At 71.0% G+C, this 20,318-nt stretch carries 18 protein-coding genes and 1 pseudogene; 8 read left to right on the top strand and 11 right to left on the bottom strand.

Features of this window, described 5'->3' with window-relative positions:
- Positions 1 to 69 precede the first annotated feature (69 nt).
- Complete coding sequence (locus tag ASC99_RS32050) at positions 70 to 1,452, bottom strand: glycine--tRNA ligase (protein WP_057238675.1); 1,383 nt, start codon at positions 1,450 to 1,452, stop codon at positions 70 to 72.
- Positions 1,453 to 1,663: 211 nt separating this feature from the next.
- On the opposite strand from ASC99_RS32050, the gene ASC99_RS32045 reads away from it, so the two are divergent.
- Genes ASC99_RS32045 through ASC99_RS32030 form a run of 4 tightly spaced genes read left to right on the top strand, consistent with a single transcriptional unit; the run spans position 1,664 to position 4,819 of the window.
- On the top strand, positions 1,664 to 2,602 hold the full coding sequence (locus ASC99_RS32045; RefSeq protein WP_057238673.1) for a metal ABC transporter substrate-binding protein: 939 nt from the start codon (positions 1,664 to 1,666) through the stop codon (positions 2,600 to 2,602).
- A 17-nt stretch (positions 2,603 to 2,619) separates the two neighbouring features.
- The gene (locus tag ASC99_RS32040) at positions 2,620 to 3,459 is read left to right on the top strand and encodes a metal ABC transporter ATP-binding protein (protein WP_082598803.1); all 840 of its coding nucleotides are present in this window, start codon (positions 2,620 to 2,622) and stop codon (positions 3,457 to 3,459) included.
- Positions 3,456 to 4,376 carry a metal ABC transporter permease gene (locus tag ASC99_RS32035; protein WP_057238671.1) on the top strand — a complete coding sequence of 307 codons (921 nt, stop codon included), beginning with the start codon at positions 3,456 to 3,458 and terminating at the stop codon, positions 4,374 to 4,376. The genes ASC99_RS32040 and ASC99_RS32035 overlap by 4 nt, the downstream gene beginning before the upstream one ends.
- 35 nt (positions 4,377 to 4,411) lie before the next feature.
- Complete coding sequence (locus tag ASC99_RS32030; RefSeq protein WP_057238670.1) at positions 4,412 to 4,819, top strand: Fur family transcriptional regulator; 408 nt, start codon at positions 4,412 to 4,414, stop codon at positions 4,817 to 4,819.
- Between the two features lie 96 nt (positions 4,820 to 4,915).
- Here the strand turns inward: ASC99_RS32030 and ASC99_RS32025 are convergent, their stop codons facing one another.
- From ASC99_RS32025 to leuA, 4 genes are all read right to left on the bottom strand, one after another.
- Entirely contained in the window at positions 4,916 to 5,740 is an 825-nt protein-coding gene (locus ASC99_RS32025) for an isoprenyl transferase (RefSeq protein WP_057238668.1), read from the bottom strand.
- A 2-nt stretch (positions 5,741 to 5,742) separates the two neighbouring features.
- Entirely contained in the window at positions 5,743 to 6,489 is a 747-nt protein-coding gene (gene recO, locus ASC99_RS32020; RefSeq protein ID WP_057238666.1) for a DNA repair protein RecO, read from the bottom strand.
- 253 nt (positions 6,490 to 6,742) lie between these two features.
- Positions 6,743 to 7,288 carry a TerB family tellurite resistance protein gene (locus tag ASC99_RS32015; RefSeq protein ID WP_369824359.1) on the bottom strand — a complete coding sequence of 182 codons (546 nt, stop codon included), beginning with the start codon at positions 7,286 to 7,288 and terminating at the stop codon, positions 6,743 to 6,745.
- 334 nt (positions 7,289 to 7,622) lie between these two features.
- A complete protein-coding gene (leuA, locus tag ASC99_RS32010) occupies positions 7,623 to 9,404 on the bottom strand; it encodes a 2-isopropylmalate synthase (protein WP_057238662.1) in 1,782 nt (593 codons plus the stop codon).
- Between the two features lie 381 nt (positions 9,405 to 9,785).
- Between leuA and ASC99_RS32005 the strand changes: the two genes are divergently transcribed.
- The 4 genes and pseudogenes from ASC99_RS32005 to ASC99_RS39170 all read left to right on the top strand — a co-directional run.
- Positions 9,786 to 10,070 (top strand): protealysin inhibitor emfourin, encoded by a 285-nt coding sequence (locus ASC99_RS32005; protein ID WP_057238661.1) that lies wholly within the window; start codon positions 9,786 to 9,788, stop codon positions 10,068 to 10,070.
- Positions 10,071 to 10,118: 48 nt separating this feature from the next.
- Positions 10,119 to 10,601: a MarR family winged helix-turn-helix transcriptional regulator gene (locus ASC99_RS32000; protein ID WP_057238660.1), complete on the top strand. Its 483-nt coding sequence runs from the start codon at positions 10,119 to 10,121 to the stop codon at positions 10,599 to 10,601.
- A gap of 74 nt (positions 10,602 to 10,675) precedes the next feature.
- The gene (locus tag ASC99_RS31995; RefSeq protein ID WP_057238659.1) at positions 10,676 to 12,112 is read left to right on the top strand and encodes an MFS transporter; all 1,437 of its coding nucleotides are present in this window, start codon (positions 10,676 to 10,678) and stop codon (positions 12,110 to 12,112) included.
- Between the two features lie 24 nt (positions 12,113 to 12,136).
- Positions 12,137 to 12,454, top strand: a pseudogene (locus ASC99_RS39170) (PPOX class F420-dependent oxidoreductase); the annotation flags it as partial.
- A gap of 21 nt (positions 12,455 to 12,475) precedes the next feature.
- Here ASC99_RS39170 and ASC99_RS39165 read toward each other — a convergent pair.
- From ASC99_RS39165 to ASC99_RS31965, 6 genes are all read right to left on the bottom strand, one after another.
- Positions 12,476 to 13,954, bottom strand: coding sequence for an insulinase family protein (locus ASC99_RS39165; RefSeq protein WP_057238657.1), 1,479 nt, complete (start codon positions 13,952 to 13,954; stop codon positions 12,476 to 12,478).
- Positions 13,955 to 14,007: 53 nt separating this feature from the next.
- A complete protein-coding gene (locus ASC99_RS31985) occupies positions 14,008 to 14,829 on the bottom strand; it encodes a phosphate ABC transporter ATP-binding protein (protein ID WP_057238654.1) in 822 nt (273 codons plus the stop codon).
- Between the two features lie 31 nt (positions 14,830 to 14,860).
- Complete coding sequence (locus ASC99_RS31980; protein WP_200948481.1) at positions 14,861 to 15,805, bottom strand: sortase; 945 nt, start codon at positions 15,803 to 15,805, stop codon at positions 14,861 to 14,863.
- Complete coding sequence (locus tag ASC99_RS31975; RefSeq protein WP_057238652.1) at positions 15,802 to 17,496, bottom strand: hypothetical protein; 1,695 nt, start codon at positions 17,494 to 17,496, stop codon at positions 15,802 to 15,804. Before ASC99_RS31975 ends, ASC99_RS31980 begins: the two co-directional genes overlap by 4 nt.
- Positions 17,497 to 17,631: 135 nt before the next feature.
- Positions 17,632 to 19,224 (bottom strand): Ig-like domain-containing protein, encoded by a 1,593-nt coding sequence (locus ASC99_RS31970; protein ID WP_057238650.1) that lies wholly within the window; start codon positions 19,222 to 19,224, stop codon positions 17,632 to 17,634.
- A gap of 49 nt (positions 19,225 to 19,273) precedes the next feature.
- Complete coding sequence (locus ASC99_RS31965) at positions 19,274 to 20,281, bottom strand: substrate-binding domain-containing protein (RefSeq protein ID WP_200948480.1); 1,008 nt, start codon at positions 20,279 to 20,281, stop codon at positions 19,274 to 19,276.
- Positions 20,282 to 20,318: the final 37 nt, after the last annotated feature.

The following is a 20,318-nucleotide window of genomic DNA, read 5'->3' as shown; positions in this document are numbered from 1 at the left end:
GATCCACCGACCGGCACGCGAACGGCCCTCCCGCCGGAGCGGAAGGGCCGTTCGAGAACCGACAGAGCGTCAGCAGCCGATCAGGCGCGCACCCAGGTAGGCCTTCACCTGGTCGAGCGAGACCCGCTCCTGCGCCATGGTGTCACGCTCGCGGATGGTGACCGCGTTGTCCTCGAGGGTGTCGAAGTCGACCGTGACGCAGAACGGCGTACCGATCTCGTCCTGGCGGCGGTAGCGCTTGCCGATCGCGCCCGCGTCGTCGAACTCGACGTTCCACGCGGTACGCAGGTCGGCCGCCAGGCCGCGGGCCTTCGGCGACAGGTCGGCGTTGCGCGACAGCGGCAGCACCGCGACCTTGACCGGGGCGAGCCGGGGGTCGAGCCGCATGCCGACCCGCTTCTCCATGACGCCCTTGGCGTTCGGCGCCTCGTCCTCGAAGTAGGCGTCGAGCAGGAAGGCCAGCATGGCGCGGTTCAGACCTGCTGCGGGCTCGATGACGTACGGGAAGTACCGCTCGCCCGACTCCTGGTCGAAGTACTTGAGGTCCTGGCCGGAGGCCTCACTGTGCACCCGGAGGTCGTAGTCGGTGCGGTTGGCCACACCCTCCAGCTCGGAGAACTCGCTGCCGCCGAAGTTGAAGCGGTACTCGATGTCCATCGTGCGCTTGGCGTAGTGGGACAGCTTCTCCTTCGGGTGGTCGAAGAAGCGCATGTTCTCGGTCCGCAGGCCGAGGTCGACGTACCAGTCCCAGCGCTGCTGCAGCCAGTACTCGTGCCACTGCTCGTCCTCGCCGGGCTTGACGAAGAACTCCATCTCCATCTGCTCGAACTCGCGGGTCCGGAAGATGAAGTTGCCGGGGGTGATCTCGTTCCGGAAGCTCTTGCCGACCTGGGCGATGCCGAACGGCGGCTTCTTGCGCGAAGTCGTCTGCACCGCCTTGAAGTTGGTGAAGATGCCCTGGGCGGTCTCCGGGCGCAGGTAGGCCAGGCCACCCGCGTCCTCGGTGACGCCGAGGTGCGTCTTCAGCATGCCCGAGAACTCCTTGGGCTCGGTGAAGCCGCCCTTGTTGCCGCAGTTCGGGCAGTTGACGTCGGCCAGGCCGTTGGCCGGGACCCGGCCGTGCTTGGCCTCGTACGCCTCCTCCAGGTGGTCCGCACGGAACCGCTTGTGACAGGAGAGGCACTCGGTCAGCGGGTCGTTGAAGGTCGCGACGTGACCCGAGGCCTCCCAGACCTCGCGGGCCAGGATCACCGACGAGTCGAGCCCGACGACGTCCTCCCGAGCGGTGACCATCGAACGCCACCACTGGCGCTTGATGTTCTCCTTGAGCTCGACACCCAGCGGACCGTAGTCCCAAGCGGCGCGGGTGCCACCGTAGATCTCGCTGCAGGGGTAGACGAAGCCACGGCGCTTGCTCAGGCTGACGATCGTGTCGATCTTGTCGGCGGCCACAGTGCTCTCTTCAGTACGACGTCACGGGAGGACGGCACGGTCAAGGCGCGGCTGGTTGCACGCACCCGAATACCTCCAGAGGTTACCGGGCGTGGTGGGGCGGGGTTCAAATCGGTATTCCGCGGTCGCTCGGTGTGTCGAACCGACGATCGGCTTGTTCGATGGTCGATCGAGTTGACAATCATTTCCAGTTAAGTTGAGAATGGTTGTCATGATGTTGCGACGCGTCCCCACCTCCATAGCCCTGACCGCCACCGCCCTCGTCGGCGCCCTCGTCCTCACCGCCTGCGGCGGTTCGAGCAGCGCGAAGGGCAGCGACGGCAAGCTGGACGTGGTCGCGTCGTTCTACCCGATGGAGTTCCTCGCCTCGAAGATCGGCGGCGAGCACGTCAACGTGACCGACCTCACCGCCGCCGGGGCCGAGCCGCACGACCTGGAGCTGACGGCCAAGCAGGTCGCCAAGGTCAAGGACGCCGACCTGGTGGTCTACCTCAAGGGCCTGCAGCCCACCGTCGACAAGGCAGTCGCGCAGAGCGGCTCCAAGCACGTGGTGGACGCCACCGCCGCCTCCCCGCTGGTGGACCACCACCTCCCGGCCGAGGAGGGCGAGGAGCACAAGGACGAGGCCGCGGGCGACCCGCACATCTGGCTCGACCCCAGCCGCTACGCCACCGTCGCCAAGAGCGTCGGCGCCGAGCTGGCCAAGGCCGACCCCTCGCACGCCGCCGACTACCAGACGAACACCGACCGGATGGTGGCCGACCTGGCCGCGCTGGACCAGGAGTTCAAGGCCGGCCTGAAGGACGTCAAGGGCAAGTCCTTCGTGACCAGCCACGCCGCCTTCGGCTACCTCGCCGAGGCGTACGGCATCAACCAGATCGCCATCAACGGCGTCGACCCCGAGGCCGAGCCCACCCCGGCCAAGCTGGCCGAGGTCCAGCGGGCCGCCAAGGAGCACGGCGTCACCACGATCTTCTTCGAGACCCTGGTCAGCCCCAAGCTCGCCGAGACCGTCGCCAAGGACCTCAACCTGAAGACCGCAGTCCTGGACCCGCTGGAGGGCGTCAAGGACCAGGCCAAGGACAATTACTTCTCGGTCATGCGGCAGAACCTCGCCAACCTCAAGACCGCTTTCGGCACCACCGGCTGACGGGACATCGGATCCTCATGAGCTCTGTCATATCCAAGGCCTCGAAGGCCGAAGGGACGGACTCCGCCCTGGCGCGGCACCCCCGTGAGGTGGGTGCCGCGCCTGCGGCCGTCTGTCTCTGCGACGCCGTCGCCTCGCTCGGCGGCCGCCCCGTGCTGCGCGGCGTGGACCTCAAGGTCCGGCCCGGCGAGGTGGTCGCGCTGCTCGGGGCCAACGGCTCCGGCAAGTCCACCACCGTGAAGTCGGTGATCGGCGCCGTCCCGCTGGAGCGCGGCGGGCTGGAGCTGTTCGGCACCCCGTACGCCAAGTTCCGGGCCTGGCACCGGATCGGCTACGTGCCGCAGCGCACCACCGCCGCCAGCGGGGTGCCCGCCACCGTCCGCGAGGTGGTCTCCACCGGGCGGCTGCCGCAACACGGGCTGCTCCCGTTCCGCCGCAAGGACAAGGCCGCGGTCGACCGCGCGCTGGCCCAGGTCGGCATGCTGGACCGGGCCGAGGACGGCGTGGCCGGGCTCTCCGGCGGCCAGCACCAGCGGGTGCTGATCGCCCGCGCGCTGGTCGGCTCCCCCGAACTCCTCATCATGGACGAGCCGATGGCCGGGGTGGACGTGGCCAGTCAGCAGGTGCTCGCCGACACCCTGCGCCAGGAGGTCGGCCGGGGCACCGCGGTCCTGCTGGTACTGCACGAACTCGGGCCGCTGGAGCCGCTGATCGACCGCACCGTGGTGCTCCGCGACGGCTGCGTCGCGTACGACGGCCCGCCGCACCCCAGCACCGGCCAGCACGCACTGCCCGGGCACGACCACGTTCATCCCCATGGGGACGACCACCTGACGACCCCTGGACTGCTCGCATGACCGAAATGCTCAGCTATGACTTCATGCAGCGGGCGCTGATCGCCGCCGTACTGGTCGGCATCACCGCGCCCGCCGTCGGCATCTACCTGGTGCAGCGCCGGCAGGCGCTGATGGGCGACGGCATGGGACATGTCGCGCTCACCGGCGTCGGCCTCGGCTTCTTCTTCCAGACCAGCCCGGTCTGGATGGCCGTGCTGGTCTGCGTGCTCGGCGCCGTCGTCATGGAGCTGGTCCGCTCGCGCGGAAACCAGCGTGGCGACATCGCGCTGGCGATGCTCTTCTACGGCGGAATGGCCTGCGGGAAGATGCTGGTCAGCATGAGCGCCCAGGCGGGTAACGGCAGTCTGGAGAGCTACCTCTGGGGCTCCATCCTGACCGTCGCGCCGAGCGACCTGATCACCATCACGGTGCTGGCCGCGGTGGTCATCGCGGTCACCATCGGTCTGCGCCGCCAGCTCTTCGCGATCTGCCAGGACGAGGAGTTCGCCCGGGTCACCGGGCTGCCGGTGCGCGTCCTGAACCTGCTGCTGGCCGTGATGGCCGCGGTCACCGTCACGGTGGCGATGCGGGTGGTCGGCCTGCTGCTGGTCAGCGCGCTGATGGTGGTCCCGGTGGTCGCGGCGCAGCAGCTCACCCGGTCCTTCGCGATGACCCAGGCCGCCTCGATCGGGGTCGGCGTACTGGTCGCGGTGGCCGGGGTGGCCGGCTCGTACCAGGCCGACCTGCCCTCGGGGCCGACCATCGTGCTGCTGGCGATCGTGGTCTTCGCGGTGCTCAGCGCGGTCGCCACGCCGCTGGCCCGGCGTCGGCACCGGGCCGCGAGCGACCACGGTCCCGAGGTCTGCGAGGTACGGCTGCCCGATCAGCAACAGGGCCGCACGGAGGATTCGGTCACCAGTCGGGGGCTGGCACAATGAGGTGCCAGACCACCCCACGACCAGGAGGACCCACGGTGACCACCGCAGGCCCGTCGCGTGCCCGATCGACCAGGCAGCGTGCCGCCGTCTCGGCGGCCCTGGACGAGATCGAGGACTTCCGCAGTGCGCAGGAGCTGCACGACCTGCTCAAGCACCGGGGTGACTCGGTCGGTCTGACCACCGTCTACCGCACCCTGCAGTCGCTGGCCGACGCCGGTGAGGTGGACGTGCTGCGCACCGCCGACGGCGAGGCGGTCTACCGCCGGTGCAGCAGCGGGCACCACCACCACCTGGTCTGCCGCAGCTGCGGCTCCACCGTCGAGGTCGAGGGCCCGGCGGTCGAGCGCTGGGCCAACTCGATCGCGGCCGAGCACGGCTACAGCGACATCGCGCACACCCTGGAGATCTTCGGGACCTGCGCGGAGTGCACCAAGAAGTCCTGAACCAGCAAGCACCGAGGGCCCGTACGCGACTGCGTACGGGCCCTCGGTGCTTGCNGATGACCTCCTGCTGCGTACGGGCCCTCGGTGCTTGCTGGTTCAGCGCTGGGTCGGGACCTCGACCTCATTCGGAATCGCCCCGCCGAAGCGGCGGTCGCGCATCGCGAACTGCTCGCAGGCCCGCCACAGGTCACGGCGGTCGAAGTCCGGCCAGAGCACGTCCTGGAACACGAACTCGGCGTAAGCACTCTGCCAGAGCAGGAAGTTGGAGGTGCGCTGCTCGCCGCTGGGGCGCAGGAAGAGGTCCACGTCCGGCATGTCCGGGTGGTAGAGGTACTTGGCGATGGTCTTCTCGTTGACCTTCGACGGGTCCAGCCGGCCGTCGGCCACGTCGCGGGCGATCGCCGCCATCGCGTCCGCGATCTCGGCCCGGCCGCCGTAGTTGACGCACATGTAGAGGGTGACGGCGTCGTTGCCCTTGGTCTGCTCCTCGGCGACCTGGAGCTCCTGCACCACGCTCTTCCAGAGCTTGGGCATCCGCCCGGCCCAGCGGATCCGGACGCCCATCGCGTCCATCTCGTCGCGACGGCGGCGGATCACGTCCCGGTTGAAGTTCATCAGGAACTTCACCTCCTCCGGGGACCGCTTCCAGTTCTCGGTCGAGAAGGCGTACAGCGACACGTTCTTGACGCCCAGCTCGATCGCGCCCTTGAGCACGTCCAGCACCACCGACTCGCCGATCTTGTGGCCCTCGGTGCGGGGCAGGCCGCGCTCCTTGGCCCAGCGGCCGTTGCCGTCCATCACGATCGCGACGTGCTCGGGCACCAGCTCGCCCGGGAGCTTCGGCGGCACAGCGCCGCTCGGGTGCGGGGTCGGGGGGAGGTACTCCCGCTGCTTGCTGCCGAAGAGCCGTCGCGCTGCCATGCTCACTTCTCCACGTATCTCATCGAGCGGATACCCCGCTCCAGGTGCCACTGCAGGTAGGCCGCGACCAGGCCGCTGCCCTCCCGCCAGTACCGGGACTCACATCCGTCCGCCGTCCGCCAGTCCCCTGACAGCAGCGCGCCGAGCAGTACCAGTGTCTCAGGGGAGGGTACGGCACAGCCAGGCACGCGACAGTCGGCGCAGAGCACCCCGCCCGCCTGCAGCGAGAAGAACCGGTTGGGGCCCGGCAGTCCGCACTTCGCGCAGTCGGTGAAGCTGGCGCCGTAGCCGTTGACGGCCAGTGAGCGGAGCAGGAACGCGTCCAGCACCAGGTGCGACTGGTGCGTCCCGGCGGCCAGCGTGCGCAGCCCGCCCACCAGCAGCAGGTACTGCTGGACGGCCGGCTCGCCCTCGTTCTCCGCGAACCGCTCGGCCGTCTCCAGCATCGCGGTGCCGGCGGTGTAGCGGCCGTAGTCGGTGACGATGGTGGCGCCGAACGGCGCGATGGTCTCCACCTGGGTACAGAGCGGCAGACCCCGGCCGATCAGATCCGCACCGCGGCTGAAGAACTGCACGTCCACGTGCGAGAACGGCTCCAGCCGCGCCCCGAACTTCGACTTCGTCTTACGGATACCCCGCGCCACCGCCCGCACCTTGCCGTGCTGACGGGTCAACAGGGTGATGATCCGGTCGGCCTCGCCCAGCTTCTGGGTGCGGAGCACGATGCCGTCGTCCCGGAACAGACTCATGCCCCCATTGTCCCGTACGCCACCGACACCCCCGCCCGGGGCCGACCGCAACCGCCTGCGGCGGGCTCCCCGAGCCGAAATCGTCCCCGCCACCAACAAGCCCGCCGCAGGCGATCCCACATCCCAGCTCCGCCACAAGCCCGCCGCAGGCGGATCCGTACAGCCGTGGGCCCCGCACCCGGTCCCGTGGGGAGACCAGTGGGTGCGGGTCACGGCGGGCCCGGAGGGGGGAGTCGGGCCCGGCCTGTGGGGGTCAGTGGGGAGCGTTGGTGGCTGCCTCCAGCAGTTCGTCGACCCGGCTGCCGGGGAGCTTGAGGCAGCGGCCGACGGCCGCCAGTGCGGCGCGCTCCTGGGGAAGGTAGGGCCCGTCGGCCAGGGCGATCCAGGCGCCCTGCAGCACCAGCCGCTCCCGGCCCTGCTGGGCCAGGTGCGGGGCCAACGGCTCGATCGCGGCGTGCAGTTCGACGGTCAACCCGCTGCCGGCCCCGGCCAGGTCGAGCGGTGCCTCGCCGCCGACCCCGGAGAGTGCGGCCAGCGCGGCCAGCACCTGGGCCTCGCCGCAGTCCTCGAACCCGGCCTCGCGGATCACGCCGCAGGCCGCGTCCCGGGCCGAGCGGCTGCCGGTGCCGCCGGCCGCGAGCACGGCGAGCGCGACGGTGTACTGGGCGTCCCGCAGCATCGCCGCCAGCCGGACGCAGGTGAGTTGGTCGAGGGTCTCGACGCCGTAGCGGCGGTGACAGGAGGTGCACTGCACGCAGCCGGTCACCGGACCGACGGGCAGCACCGGAGTGCCGAGCAACCGCAGCCACCGCCGACCGTGCTGCCGACGGTAGTTGCGGTCCCCACCACAGCCCGGACAGTAGAAATCACCGAGGACATCAGTCCGCCAACGAGGGCGGACACCCCACAACCCTGTCACGGCGCCACTCCCCAGACATGGCAGGCGGCCTGCACAACAATGGGCAGGTCACGCGACCGGACTCCGCGGTCGTCCCACCGACCCCGGTTCCGGTGGATAGATGCTGCCATGGTTACGCACGGGTGTCAGCACCCCGAACGGGTAGAAATGTGTCGCAGAACACATTCCCAGGAACTTCTCAGGGGGCCACCACCGGTGGCCCCCTGAGGGAGGATCAGGCGCGCTGCGCCCGGTTGACGGCGCTGACCACGGCCTTCAGCGAGGCCAGCACGGTGTTGGCGTCGATCCCGACGCCCCACAGCACCTTGCCGTCCACCGCGCACTCGACGTACGCGGCGGCCTGGGCGTCGCCGCCCTCGCTCAGCGCGTGCTCGGCGTAGTCCAGCACCCGGACATCCACGCCGATCCCGGCCAGCGCGTTGACGAAGGCGGAGACCGGGCCGTTGCCGGTGCCCTGCAGGGTGACGGGCCGTCCGTCCACCTCGGCCTCGGCGCGCAGCACGTCGCGGCCGTCCTCGGTGGTCAGGCTGCGGGAACCGGTCAGCGCGATCCGGCCCCAGGCGTTGCCGGGGGTGGGCAGGTACTCGTCCTGGAAGACCGCCCAGATGTCGGCCGGGGTGACCTCGCCGCCCTCGGCGTCGGTCTTGGCCTGGATGATCCGGGAGAACTCGATCTGCTGACGGCGCGGCAGGTCCAGCTTGTGGTCGTTCTTCAGCACGTAGGCGATGCCGCCCTTGCCGGACTGGCTGTTGACCCGGATGACCGCCTCGTACGAGCGGCCGACGTCCTTCGGGTCGATCGGCAGGTACGGGACGCCCCAGGTGTACTCGCCGACCGGCACGCCCGCCGCCTTGGCGTCGGCCTCCAGGGCGTCGAAGCCCTTCTTGATCGCGTCCTGGTGCGAGCCGGAGAAGGAGGTGTACACCAGGTCACCGGCGTAGGGGTGGCGCTCCGGCACCGGCATCTGGTTGCAGTACTCGGCGGTGCGGCGGATCTCGTCGATGTCGGAGAAGTCGATCATCGGGTCGACGCCCTGCGAGAACAGGTTCATCCCCACGTTGACCAGGTCCAGGTTGCCGGTTCGCTCGCCCTGCCCGAACAGGCAGCCCTCGACCCGGTCCGCCCCTGCCATGATGGCCAGCTCGGCGGAGGCCACGCCGGTGCCCCGGTCGTTGTGCGGGTGGGTGGACAGCGCGACGAACTCACGGCGGGTCAGGTTCCGCGACATCCACTCGATCTTGTCGGCGTAGACGTTCGGGGTGGAGCGCTCGACCGTGGTCGGCAGGTTCAGGATGATCTCGCGGCCCTCGCCCGGCTGCCAGACGTCCATCACCCCTTCGCAGACCTCCAGCGCGAAGTCCAGCTCGGTGTCGATGAAGATCTCCGGCGAGTACTCGTAGCCGAAGACGGTCTCATCGCTCAGGATCTTCTCGGCGTACTCCATCACCAGGCGGGTGCCGTCCACGGCGATCGCCTTGATGTCGTCCTTGCTGCCCTTGAAGACCACCCGGCGGAACAGCGGCGAGGTGGCGTTGTACAGGTGGACGGTCGCGCGCGGCGCGCCGACCAGGGACTCCACGGTGCGCTCGATCAGGTCCTCGCGGGCCTGGGTCAGCACCGAAATGGTGACGTCCTCGGGGATCGCGTCCTCGTTGATCAGCGAGCGGACGAACTCGAAGTCGGTGGCGCCGGAGGACGGGAAGCCGACCTCGATCTCCTTGTAGCCCAGCTTGACCAGCAGGTCGAACATCTTGCGCTTGCGGGCCGGCGACATCGGGTCGATCAGCGCCTGGTTGCCGTCCCGCAGGTCGGTGGACAGCCAGCGCGGCGCCTGGGTGATCACCTTGCTCGGCCAGGTCCGGTCCGGCAGGTCCACGGCGCCGAAGGGTACGTACCGCTGGAACGGCATGCCGGACGGCTTCTGCGGGGTGGCCGCGGCGGTGATCGGGGTACGACGGTCGTTGAACGCGCGAGCGATGGAGGACTGCTCAGTCATGGAGGAGACTCTCGGCTTCCGAACTCGATATGCGGGCTTGGTCGGGGTGAATGGACACCCGACTCGGCCGACTACTGACCCGCATCGGTGCGGGTGCAGCACAGTCCCCCGCGGAGAGGGAGCCGGCCTTCAGTGGTCTACAGGCCCTCGCCGCGGCAGCTAAGAAGAAGCAGCCCGTAACGCATGATGTGTCCCAGCGTAACCCAGGCCCCTCCGTCCTCACAGTGAGCCTCGCCACCATTCCACCCTGTGAGACGGGGTCGAACTGACGCTCCATCAGCCCACCGTCGCTCCCCCCATTCCGGAGCCCCGCCGACTCCGCACCGCATTTTCACGAAAATCGGCAGCGCGCCGACGGCGGTGCGTAGCACACTGGCAACCATGCGTATCCAGGTGACCCGGACCGGCGGCCTGGCCGGCCACCCCCTCCGAGCCGAGCTGGACACCACCGAACGGACCGACGCGCCCCATGTGCACGCGCTGGCCAGAGAGGCGGTGGCGGGCGGGCTGCGCGCGCCCTCGTACGGGGTGCCGGACGGCTTCCACTATGCGATCACCGTGGACGGGCGGACGGTGTACTGCGCCGACCCCCGACTCACCGACTCGCAGCACGAGCTGGTCTCCCTGGTGCTGCGCGAGGGCGTGGGGCTGCATCCGCACCAGTAGTCCGCTTCCGGATAATCCGGAGCTTGCCGCAGTTTGTAGACTGCAGGCATGACCACCCGCACCGTTTTGGACCTGTCCGGCCTACTGGCCCACACCAGTCACGTACTGGCGACCCGGATGTCGGCCGCCTTCGCCGAGAGCGGCCTCGAGATCACCCCGCGCGGCTTCTGCGTACTCCTGCACGCACAGGAGCAGGAGCGGACCCAGATCCAGCTGGCCGAGATCGCCGACCTGGACAAGACCACCATGGTGGTCACTGTCGACGAGCTGGAACGCCTCGGCCTGGCCGAGCGCCGTCCGTCCAGCACCGACCGGCGGGCCCGGATCATCTCGGTCACCCCGAGCGGCGCCAAGGCGGTGACCGAGGGAGTGAAGATCGTCGACCGGGTCCACCAGGACGCCCTGGACGCCCTGCCCGGCGAGGACGGAGCAGCATTGCTGCGCGCCCTGACCGCCCTTCAGGAGGGACACCTCGCCACGCCGGTCGAGAGCGACCGGCCGGTCCGCCGGGCCCGACGGGCGCGGGGATAGTCCTGGAAAAGATAGTCCCGTACGGGACTATCTGATAATGTTCCATCCCGTAGCCACCGAACGGGAGGGACCCCATGACCCCGCACGCCCACTCCACCGAACGCTCACGCTGGTTGGCACTCGCCGTGCTCTGCGCCGGGATGCTGATGATCATTCTGGACGGCAGCATCGTGACGGTGGCGCTGCCCGCCATCCAGGCCGACCTGGCCTTCTCCCCGGAGAACCTGACCTGGACGGTGAACGCCTACCTGATCGCATTCGGCGGGCTCCTGCTGCTGGCCGGACGGCTCGGTGACCTGCTCGGCCGGCGCCGGATGTTCGTCGCCGGGCTGGTGATCTTCACCGCGGCCTCGCTGCTCTGCGGGGTGGCGGGCAGTCAGGAACTGCTGATCGGCGCCCGGTTCCTGCAGGGCATCGGCGGGGCGATGGCCTCGGCAGTCAGCCTCGGGATGATCGTCACGCTCTTCCCGGAGCCGGGCGAGCGCGGCCGGGCGATCGGCGCATTCAGCTTCGTCGGCGCGGCCGGGGCCTCGATCGGGCAGGTGCTCGGCGGGGTGCTGACTGAGGCGGTCGGCTGGAACTGGATCTTCTTCGTCAACCTGCCGATCGGCCTCGTCGCCGTCCTGCTCTCCCTCCGGGTGCTGGCCGCCGACGGCCCGGCCCGCTCGCTCCGGGGCCTCGACCTGCCCGGCACCGCCCTGGTCACCGCCGGGCTGATGACCGGTGTCTACGCCATCGTCTCGATCGACCGCCAAGGCTGGGGCGCACTGCTGCTCGGCGGCCTCTCCGTGCTGCTGCTCACCGGCTTCGTGCTCCGCCAGCGGCAGGCCGCCGAACCGCTGCTGCCGCTGCGGCTGCTCCGCTCCCGCACCGTCGCCGGGGCCAATCTGGTGCAGGTCCTGATGGTCTCCGCGCTGTTCGGCTTCCAGGTGCTGATCGCGCTCTACCTGCAGAACGTGCTCGGCTACGGCGCCGCCGCCACCGGGTTCGCCATGCTCCCGGCCGCCCTGACCATCGGCACCGTCTCACTCCTCCTGTCCGCCCGGCTGAACGCCCGGTTCGGCGAACGGGCCGTGCTGCTCGGCGGGTTGGCCCTACTGGTGGCCGCCATCGGCCTGCTCACCCGGCTCCCGGTGGACGCCTCCTACCCGGTCCACCTGCTCCCCACCATGCTGCTCGCGGGCGGCTTCGGGCTGGCCATCTCCGCCCTCACCTCGCTCGCCATGGCCGACGCGAGCCCTGAGGACGCGGGCGTCAGCTCCGGCCTCTTCAACACCACCCAGCAGGTCGGTGGCGCCCTCGGCGTGGCCGTGCTGGCCACCCTGGCCGGCAGCCGTACCGACGCCCTGCTGGCCGACGGGGCGTCAGCCCAGGCCGCCCTGACCGACGGCTTCCGGCTCGCCTTCGGGATCGGCACCGGGCTGCTGGTCCTGGCCTTCCTGCTGGCCGCCACCCTGCTGCGCCGCCCCGCCCCGGCCGCCGCCCCCGCACCCGTCCACGCCCTGGTCTGAACTCCACCCGAAGGAGCCACCACGATGAGCACGCCGACGCTCGGCCCCGAGGTCCGCGCCCTGCTGGACGCCCGGAACTTCGCCACCGTCACCACGCTGAACCCGGACGGCGGCCCGCAGTCCTCGGTGATGTGGCTGAAGCGCGAGGGCGACACCGTCCTGCTCTCCACCACCGCGGGCCGGCAGAAGGCCCGCAACCTGGCCCGCGACCCCCGGGTCAGCGTCTCGGTCTACGACCTCGCCAACCCCTACTCCTCGGTCGAGCTGCGCGGCACCGCCGAGCTGCTCCCCGACCCGGACCGGCGGCTGCCGTACGTTCGCGGTCTGAACCGGAGCACCCGGGCCGCCGGCCGAACGGGCCGGTCAGTCCTCGGAGTTGAAGCCCGAGGCCGGGTAGCGCAGCGCCGCCGGGACGGCCGCGTCGATCGCCCGGACCGCCGGGGCGATGCCCTGGAAGACATCGGGCAGGACCGGCATCCAGCAGTTGCCCCGGCCGAACACCATCCGGCCGGGGCCGCGCTGCTCCACGCCGACCACGTCGGTGAACGGCAGGTGGTGCACGGAGCCGTCGGACTGGCTGGACCACAGGCCCTCGTCGGTGACCACCAGCCGGGTCTTCCGGGCCGCCGCGTAGCGCAGCCGGTCCTTCAGCGAAGGCCGGAACTCCTGCCCGCCGCGGGGAAGTTCGGCCGCATCGGCGCAGCGGTAGCGGGTCAGCTCGGCGCCGTCCGGCAGCCGCAGCGCGACCTCGGTGTCCAGCGGTACGACCAGCAGGGCGGAGCGCAGTGCGGCCGCGAAGGCCGTCCGGAGCCCGTCCGGGGTCACCCGGCGCATCGCCTCCAGCCGGTCGGAGGCCGGCCGGTAGGTCCCACCGAGCAGGAACTCCCCTGCTGCCTCGCCGAGTTCGTAGACCACCGAGCGCGGGTCCTCGAAGACCTCGCGGGCCCCCTCGACCTCCTCGGCGAGCTCCGCCTCGGTCGCGTTCTCGGTGGCCAGCCGGACCGCCTCCTGCCAGAGCAGTTCGGCCACCCGCTGCTCCTGGCCCTCCCGGGCGTCCAGGCAGATCACCCGCTCGCCCCAGGCCGGCCCCGCGTGCACGACGTCGCCGCCCACGTCGTAGGAGAGGCCGTGCTGATGCCGGACCAGCTCGGTCAGCCGCTGCCGCAGCAGGTTCAGCGCCAGGTGCATGGCCGGGTCGTCCAGGTCGCAGGAGAGCGCCAGGCCCGGGCCGGGGACGTCGGCCTGCTGCCAGGACGGGCCGACCTGCCGCGCCGGGTGGGCGGCGCTGCGGTCCGGCCGCTCACCGGCCGGCAGCGGCAGCCGCAGCCCGGCGGGCGGCGGGCCGGTCAGCACCAGCGCCGCGTTGCCGGAGTGGAAGTAGCGCGCGGCGAGCTCGGTCACCGCCTCGACCGGAATCCGGTCGGGGCCCGGGCCGGGGAAGGAGGCCAGGCCGGGGCCCTGGGTGCCGAAGCGGCTGGAGAGCAGCTCGGCGGTGGTCGGGTCGGTCACCGCACCGTTCTCGGCGGCCAGCACCCCGGCCTCCCGCTCGATCCGCTCCAGCGGGAGCGCGCCGAGCGCCTCGCAGACCTTGGCCAGGAACTCGACCACCTGCTCCGGGCGGCCGGTCGCGGTGAACTGGGTCAGATTCAGATCCACCGAGGCGTTGTGGTCGTGGTGCAGCCGGGGCAGCGTACTCATCGCCAGGTGCTCCACCAGGTGGGTCACCCCCAGCGTGCGGAAGGTCTCGTCGCTCGCCCCGCAGCCGAAGATCAGGACGGCTTCGAGCGGACCGGGTGCCTCTGCCCACAGGACGGGGACGCCGTCGATGAGATCGCGTTGCATCAGGCGATCATATGGCCGGATTTCGCCTGTCCTACCTCACCTTTCAGCCACGGCTACCCGAACCGGCCGTTCACGTAGTCCGAGGTGCGCTGGTCCACCGGGGAGCCGAACATCGCGTCGGTCGGACCGTGCTCCACGATGCCGCCCGGGGTGCCCTGCTCCGCCAGGAAGAACGCGCACTGGTCGGAGACCCGCTGGGCCTGCTGCATGTTGTGGGTGACGATCACGATGGTGACCTCGGCCACCAGTTCGCGGATGGTCTGCTCGATCCGGCGGGTGGAGGTCGGGTCGAGGGCCGAGCAGGGCTCGTCCATCAGCAGGATCTTGGGCCGGACCGCCAGCGAGCGGGCGATGCAGAGCCGCTGCTGCTGGCCACCGGAGAGCGCGCCGCCGGGCTGGCGGAGACGGTCCTGCACCTCCTTCCACAGGCCGGCCTTGCTCAGGCACTCCTCGACCAGGCGGTCCTTCTCGGCCCGCGAGGCCCGCACACCGGTGAGCTTGAGCCCGGCCAGCACGTTGTCGTAGATCGACATCGCCGGAAAGGGGTTGGGCTTCTGGAAGACCATTCCGATGTCCCGTCGGGCGGTGGTGAGCCGCCGCTCGGGAGCGTAGATGTCGGCACCGTCCAGCAGCACCTCACCGGCCAGCGCGGCGCTCGGGATCAGCTCGTGCATCCGGTTGAGGATCCGCAGGAAGGTGGACTTCCCACAGCCGGACGGGCCGATCAGCGCGGTGACCTGCCCGGCCGGCATCAGCAGCGAGACCTGCTCGAGGACCTTGCGGTCGCCGAACCAGGCCGAGACCGCGCGGGCGTCCAGGGTGCCCGCCGAGCTCTGCTGGACGGTCGGCAGGACGGCCGTGGTGTCGAGGCTCACGGTACGGGCCCCTTTCTCGGGTGACGAATGGTCAGATCAGGTTGGGCAGCAGGCGGGCGACCTGGTCGGCGACCGCCAGGCCGAGCGCGCTCAGCACGGGCACCCCGACGATCCAGCTCTGGTGGCGTCCCCAGCGCGACCAGGCCAGCGCCAGCGCGACGGCGGCCAGCAGCAGCGCCTCGCCCCAGAGCACCAGCGGCACCCAGGCGCCGTCCTCGGTGCCGAGCGCCTTCTCGGCTGCGGGCAGCGCGGCGGCGGTGAGCGGCCTGGCGTTCGCCTCCTGGACCTCGCTGGTCAGGTCGGCGTCCACCAGCAGCAGGCCGGACGGCGCGTACAGCGGACCGTCGGCGGTGACCAGCACCACCCGGCCCGCGCCCTTCTTCAGCGCCGGCGGCACCGGGTCGCCCGCCCGGCGGACGGTGACCACCCGGAAGGTGTGCCGGCCCTGGCCGGTGGTGACGGTGAAGGTCTCCCCCGCCCGCAGCTGGCCGATGCTGCCGAACGGGCCGCCGAACCCGGCCTGCCGGCCGAGCAGCACGCTGGACCCGGCCTGCCCCGGCATCGCGGTGTCCCGCCGGTGACCGGGCCCGGCCGCCAGCACCTCACCGGCGCTGCCCTCCCGGATCACCTCGCGCAGGCCGAGCTGCGGGATCTCCAGCAGGGCCACCGGGGTGCCCGGTCGGACCGGCTTGCCGTCGGCGTCCAACTGGCCGATCGGCGCGGTGCCCTGGGCCAGCGAGAGCCGCAGCTCGGCGTAGCCGCTCTGGTGGTCGCGCAGGTGGCGCAGCCCGCCGAGCGGACCGAAGTCGAACAGCAGGCCGAGCAGCAGCCCGGCCAGGATGGCCAGCGCCGCACCGGCCAACTGCGGGCCGTCCGGCCGGAGTCGGCGCGCCGGAGGGACCGCGGGCGCGGCGGGCGGCGGCACCGGCAGTTCGGTGCGGAGCCCGACCGGGGTCTCGGTCATGACGGCGGTCATTCGGCGGCCTCCTCGACGGATGTCCGGCCGGCCCGCAGTCGGCGAACGTACGGCACGGCCAGCCACCCTGCCAGCAGCAGCCCGGCGGTGACGGCGATCCAGGTGTACAGCGGCACCCCGGAGTCGGCGGCCGGGGCGGCGGCGGACCCAGCCGCACCGGCGGCCGGGTTTGGCACCGGGTCGGCGGCGACGGCCTGGTGCAGCATGCCTGCGGGGGCCACCGCAGCGGTGGTCCAGTTGGTCGGGTCGGTGAAGGTGAGTACGGCGGTGAAGTCCTTGACCGAGACGGGCTTGACCTTGTGCCGGCAGCTGGCGGTAATGGTGTAGTCACCCTTGAGCGGGCCCGAACCCGCCTGGGTGGCCACCACCTTGAGGGTGTTGGCCAGCGGCAGGACGAAGCCGCCGTTGGGTGCGACCCGGTAGACCGACGCGGCCACCGTCCCGGTCAACGGGGCGCCCTCGGCCGGGAATCCGGCACCGTTGATCCGCACCGCCAGATAGTTGGCCGGGTCCGGGCACGGACCGGAGCTGAGCAGGTCGATCGAGTCGTCGTCGTGCCCCTTCGGGTAGTCGAAGGACAGCGTGCCGACCGGCTCTGCGGCTGATGCCCCAGGGGCGTACGGGAGTTGACACAGCACCAGGACGGCCAGCAGCGCGGCGGCGGCCACCGGGACGGGCAGCACCGGCGGCTTGGCGGCCGCTCCGGGGAGCGGGCGACGGCGGCGCCGGGCCAGCCACCAGCGGCCGGCCAGCAGGGCGAGCAGCAGCAGCGCCGCCAGCGTGGTCCAGGGGATCAGCGCGAAGCGGTGCTTGGAGACGTCGCTGACCAGCTTCGGGTCCTTGTCCCCGGCCACCGGCAGCGGGTCGATGGTGATCCCGGCGGTGCCCCACAGCGTGGGGTAGACCCCGGAGACGTCGAAGCGGTAGTTGACCGCGTTGCCGGGCAGCAGTTCCTGGAGATCGGCCGGGGCGTTGCCGGTGGCGATCGAACCGAACACGTTGGTGATCCGGACCGCCTGCTTGCCGCCGAGCCGGATGTTGCCGGTGTTGCGGACGGTGTAACTGACCGTGGTCCGGCCGGTGTCCAGGGGGTTGGCGCTCGGGTGGTAGACCGCCTTGGCGTTCTCCACCTTGAGCTCGGCCTTCAGGTCACCGGAGACCCGGATGTTCACCCGGGAGCCGACCCGCTGGTCGACCGTGACCGCGTTGCCCTTGGCGTCCTTGCTCTCGGCCCGGACCGCGACCACGATGCCGGCCGCGTGGTCGCCTGGCGAGGCCTGCGCCGGGACGGCGAGGGTGAACGGGACGATCTGGCGGCTGCGGCCGGGCAGGGTGACCGAGTCGACCGCGGCCTTGATCCAACTCCCGGCCTGCGTCGAGGGCTTGCCGTCGGGCAGCACGTCGTAGCCGCCGCTGTCGGTGTTGAAGGCGTCGGCCGGGTAGAGCCGTACGGTGAGCGGCTGCTCGCCGTAGTTCCAGACCGCGACGTGGTCCTTGAGCAGCGCGCCGGGGGTGGCCGCGTACGAGAATGTGCCTCGGGCGTCCGGCTCGGTGGCGGTCGCGGGCTGGATGCCGAAGGTCTGCGCAGCGGGTGCCGCCTGGGCGGCCGGCGGGTCGTCGGCGTACGCCGTCCCAGCGGTCATCACCAGAGCGGCGGCCGCCAGCAGGGGCAGTAGGAACCATCGGCGCATCGGCGGCGTCATCCTCGCTTGCTGGTACGGAAGTTGGGCACCGGCGGCCGGGCCGTCCACGGGTTCGACGTAGTGTCGCGCGGACGGCCCGGCCGCCGGATTAAGGGCGGGCGGGACCCCGGTGAACTACCGGTGTCAGATCGCCGTCAGGGTGAGCAGGCCCTGGTACGTCCCGGCCAGCGTGGAGGTCGGGGCGAGCAGGGTGAGGTCGGCGCCGAGCTTGGCGGTGCCGAGGCCGGTCGCGGTGGCCAGGGTCCGGGAGGACTTCAGGCCGAAGACACCCGCGTCGGCAGCCGCCACGGCGTTGGCCGGAGCGATCTGACCGCCGAGGTTGATCTTGAGACCGTCACCCTTGGAGACCAGGTTCGGGGCCCACCCGAGGTTCTGCGCGTTGATCTGGTTGGCGCCCGAGGCGAACTGGTCCACCCGGCCACTGACCGACCAGCCCGGCGCACCCGCGCGGGTGTCCGTGACGGTGACGGTCTGGATCGCACCGGTGGTGGAGTACAGGGTGCTGTCACCGTTCAGGGTGAGCGGCGGCAGGGTGACGTTGGTGCCCGCCACGCTGATCACCAGGGCGCCGGGGGCGACCGTGGTGGTGATGGTCTCGAAGACCGGCGACGGCGGCAGCGGGTCGCCCGGGTTCGGGACGACCACCGGCGGGGTGACGGTGAACGGAACGACCGGGGAGGTCGAGGCCGCGAAGTCGGCCGGGACGGCCGGGACGAAGGTGGCGGTCAGCAGGTGGTCGCCCTCCGTCAGGGTGGCGACGGTCAGCCCGGCGGTGCCGGCGTTCACCGACTGGGTGCCGAGCAGCGTGCCGCCGTCACGGAACTCGACCGCACCGGGCGTGCCGGCCGGGGTCACCGTCGCGCTCAGCGCGACCGGGGTGTTCTTGGCAGCCGAGCCGGCCGGGGTGATGGCCAGCGCGGTGGTGGTCGCGGCGGCACCCTTGGGGCTGATGGTGTAGCTGACCGTGGAGGAGGTCGAGCCCAGGAAGGCGGTCGAGGTCGAGGTGAAGACCGCGGACAGGTTGTGCGCACCCAGGGTCAGGGTGTTGACGGTCAGCTCGGCCGCACCGGCCGTCACGGTGACCGGGGCGCCCAGCGGGGTGCTGCCGTCCAGGAACTGGACGGTGCCCTCGGCGGCCGGGGTGACCGCGGCGGAGAGCTTGACGTCGCCGCCGACGGTGGCGGAGCCGTTCGGGGTGACGGTCAGCGCGGTGCTGGTGGCGGTCGCGACCGGCGTGGTGTCCACCGTGGTGTAGCTGGTGGGCGTGTTGAAGCTGATCGCGCCGACGAAGTCACCGAAGTAGGTGGTGCCGAGCTTGGCGCGGCAGCGCAGCCGGAACTCGTACTTGCCGGCCAGGGTGGAGAAGCCGTTCTTCTGCGCGAAGCCGCGCATGGTGTCGCTCAGCGGCACGGTCAGGTGGCCCTGGCCGTCGACCGGGAAGTTGGACTGGGCCTGGTTCGCGGTGACACCGAAGCCGTCCACCGGGAAGCCGGCACCGAAGACCAGGCCCTGCAGGTTGGTGCCGCCGGGGCAGGCGGCGGAACTGACCAGGCTGATCAGCTCCTCGTCGGTGCCGGTCGCCGGGTTGAGGGCCAGGGTGCCGACGGTCGGGACCGTCTCGGCCGCGTGCGCGGTGGTACCGGCCATGGTGATGCTGCCGGCGGCCAGGAGGGTGGCGGCGCCGATCGCGACGGTGCGCGGGATACGGATGCTCACGGTTCTGGTGTGCCTTTCAGGCAGAGAGACGCGGAGGGTTGAGGGAAGGTCAGTTGCCGGAGTTGCGGGAGGTGTCACCGCAGTTGTCGTTGGTGCCGAAGCCGTACTGCTTGATCAGGTCGGCGCGCGAGCAGATCTTCGAGGTCTTGCCGACGAAGACGTCGCTCCACGGGCTGACGCCGACCTTGCTGGTCGGGATGACGTTGTAGACGTCACGGGTGGCGGCGGCACCGGTGTTCAGCAGCAGCGACGGGACACCGTTGATGTTGCCGAGCTGGGCCGCGCCGCGGATGTCGGGGATGGTGCTGGCGCTCTGCGCGAGGTACTGGCCGATCGAGAACGGCACCAGCGACTTGCTGTCGAGCACCCGGCCGTCGTGCTCCTCGATCTTCTTGCCGCCCTTGGTGTCGGTGACACAGGGGTAGCGGTTGGCGCTCAGGTCGCCCTCGGTGATGCCGACCACGGTCAGCCAGTACGAGCGGGTGCCGGAGCCGCTCTGCGGCAGCAGCGGGCGGATGTCCCAGTTCGGGGCGGTGCCGACGAAGCCGGGGTCACAGGTGTAGAGGGCGTGCAGGTCGGCCGTGGTGAGGTCGAGCGGCAGCGCGCTGCCCGCGCCGACCGCGTAGGTGACGGCGTCGACGGCGAACGGGACGTAGGTCAGGCCGGGGGTGCTGGCGGTCACGTTGAGGCTGGAGGAACGGCCGAAGTCCAGGCAGCCGTTGCCCTTGTTCAGCTCGTTCAACAGGGCGGTGCGGCCGGCACCGGAGCCGTTCGGACGGTTGAGCCCCTGGCAGGCGGCGGCGGCCTTGGTGTTGATGGTCGCGGAGCCGGTCGCGTTGTAGGAGGCGATCAGCTTCTCACCGGTCGGGCCGGTGATGGCGTCGGCCATCGCGTTCATGACGCCCTGGGTGGTGTCGGAGCCGACGCCCGCGAGCTGACGGTAGACCGGGACGCCGGTCGGGTCCGCCTGGGCGGTCCCGGTACCGGCCACCACCAGGCCGAGGCCGGCGGCGACGGTCACACACTTGGCCAGGTTGCTCTTGGTGAGACTCTTCACTGTTCTTCGTCCTTTTCGGGCAGCTCTCAGGCACGGC

Origin of the sequence: Kitasatospora sp. Root107 (assembly GCF_001424875.1) — a bacterium.
In the GTDB taxonomy this organism is placed as follows: Bacteria; Actinomycetota; Actinomycetes; order Streptomycetales; family Streptomycetaceae; genus Kitasatospora.
Note: the sequence above shows the minus strand (reverse complement) of the source record. Positions and strands in the feature narration are given on the sequence as shown.

What these genes read in the sequence shown, in the direction of transcription:
- ASC99_RS32035 (WP_057238671.1), top strand. Translation starts at nt 3,456, where the DNA reads ATGACCGAAATGCTCAGCTATGACTTCATGCAGCGGGCGCTGATCGCC.
- recO (WP_057238666.1), bottom strand. Translation starts at nt 6,489, where the DNA reads ATGAGTCTGTTCCGGGACGACGGCATCGTGCTCCGCACCCAGAAGCTG.
- ASC99_RS32045 (WP_057238673.1), top strand. Translation starts at nt 1,664, where the DNA reads ATGATGTTGCGACGCGTCCCCACCTCCATAGCCCTGACCGCCACCGCC.
- ASC99_RS32025 (WP_057238668.1), bottom strand. Translation starts at nt 5,740, where the DNA reads ATGGCAGCGCGACGGCTCTTCGGCAGCAAGCAGCGGGAGTACCTCCCC.
- ASC99_RS32040 (WP_082598803.1), top strand. Translation starts at nt 2,620, where the DNA reads ATGAGCTCTGTCATATCCAAGGCCTCGAAGGCCGAAGGGACGGACTCC.
- ASC99_RS31995 (WP_057238659.1), top strand. Translation starts at nt 10,676, where the DNA reads ATGACCCCGCACGCCCACTCCACCGAACGCTCACGCTGGTTGGCACTC.
- ASC99_RS32000 (WP_057238660.1), top strand. Translation starts at nt 10,119, where the DNA reads ATGACCACCCGCACCGTTTTGGACCTGTCCGGCCTACTGGCCCACACC.
- ASC99_RS39165 (WP_057238657.1), bottom strand. Translation starts at nt 13,954, where the DNA reads ATGCAACGCGATCTCATCGACGGCGTCCCCGTCCTGTGGGCAGAGGCA.
- ASC99_RS31975 (WP_057238652.1), bottom strand. Translation starts at nt 17,496, where the DNA reads ATGCGCCGATGGTTCCTACTGCCCCTGCTGGCGGCCGCCGCTCTGGTG.
- ASC99_RS32005 (WP_057238661.1), top strand. Translation starts at nt 9,786, where the DNA reads ATGCGTATCCAGGTGACCCGGACCGGCGGCCTGGCCGGCCACCCCCTC.
- ASC99_RS31980 (WP_200948481.1), bottom strand. Translation starts at nt 15,805, where the DNA reads ATGACCGCCGTCATGACCGAGACCCCGGTCGGGCTCCGCACCGAACTG.
- leuA (WP_057238662.1), bottom strand. Translation starts at nt 9,404, where the DNA reads ATGACTGAGCAGTCCTCCATCGCTCGCGCGTTCAACGACCGTCGTACC.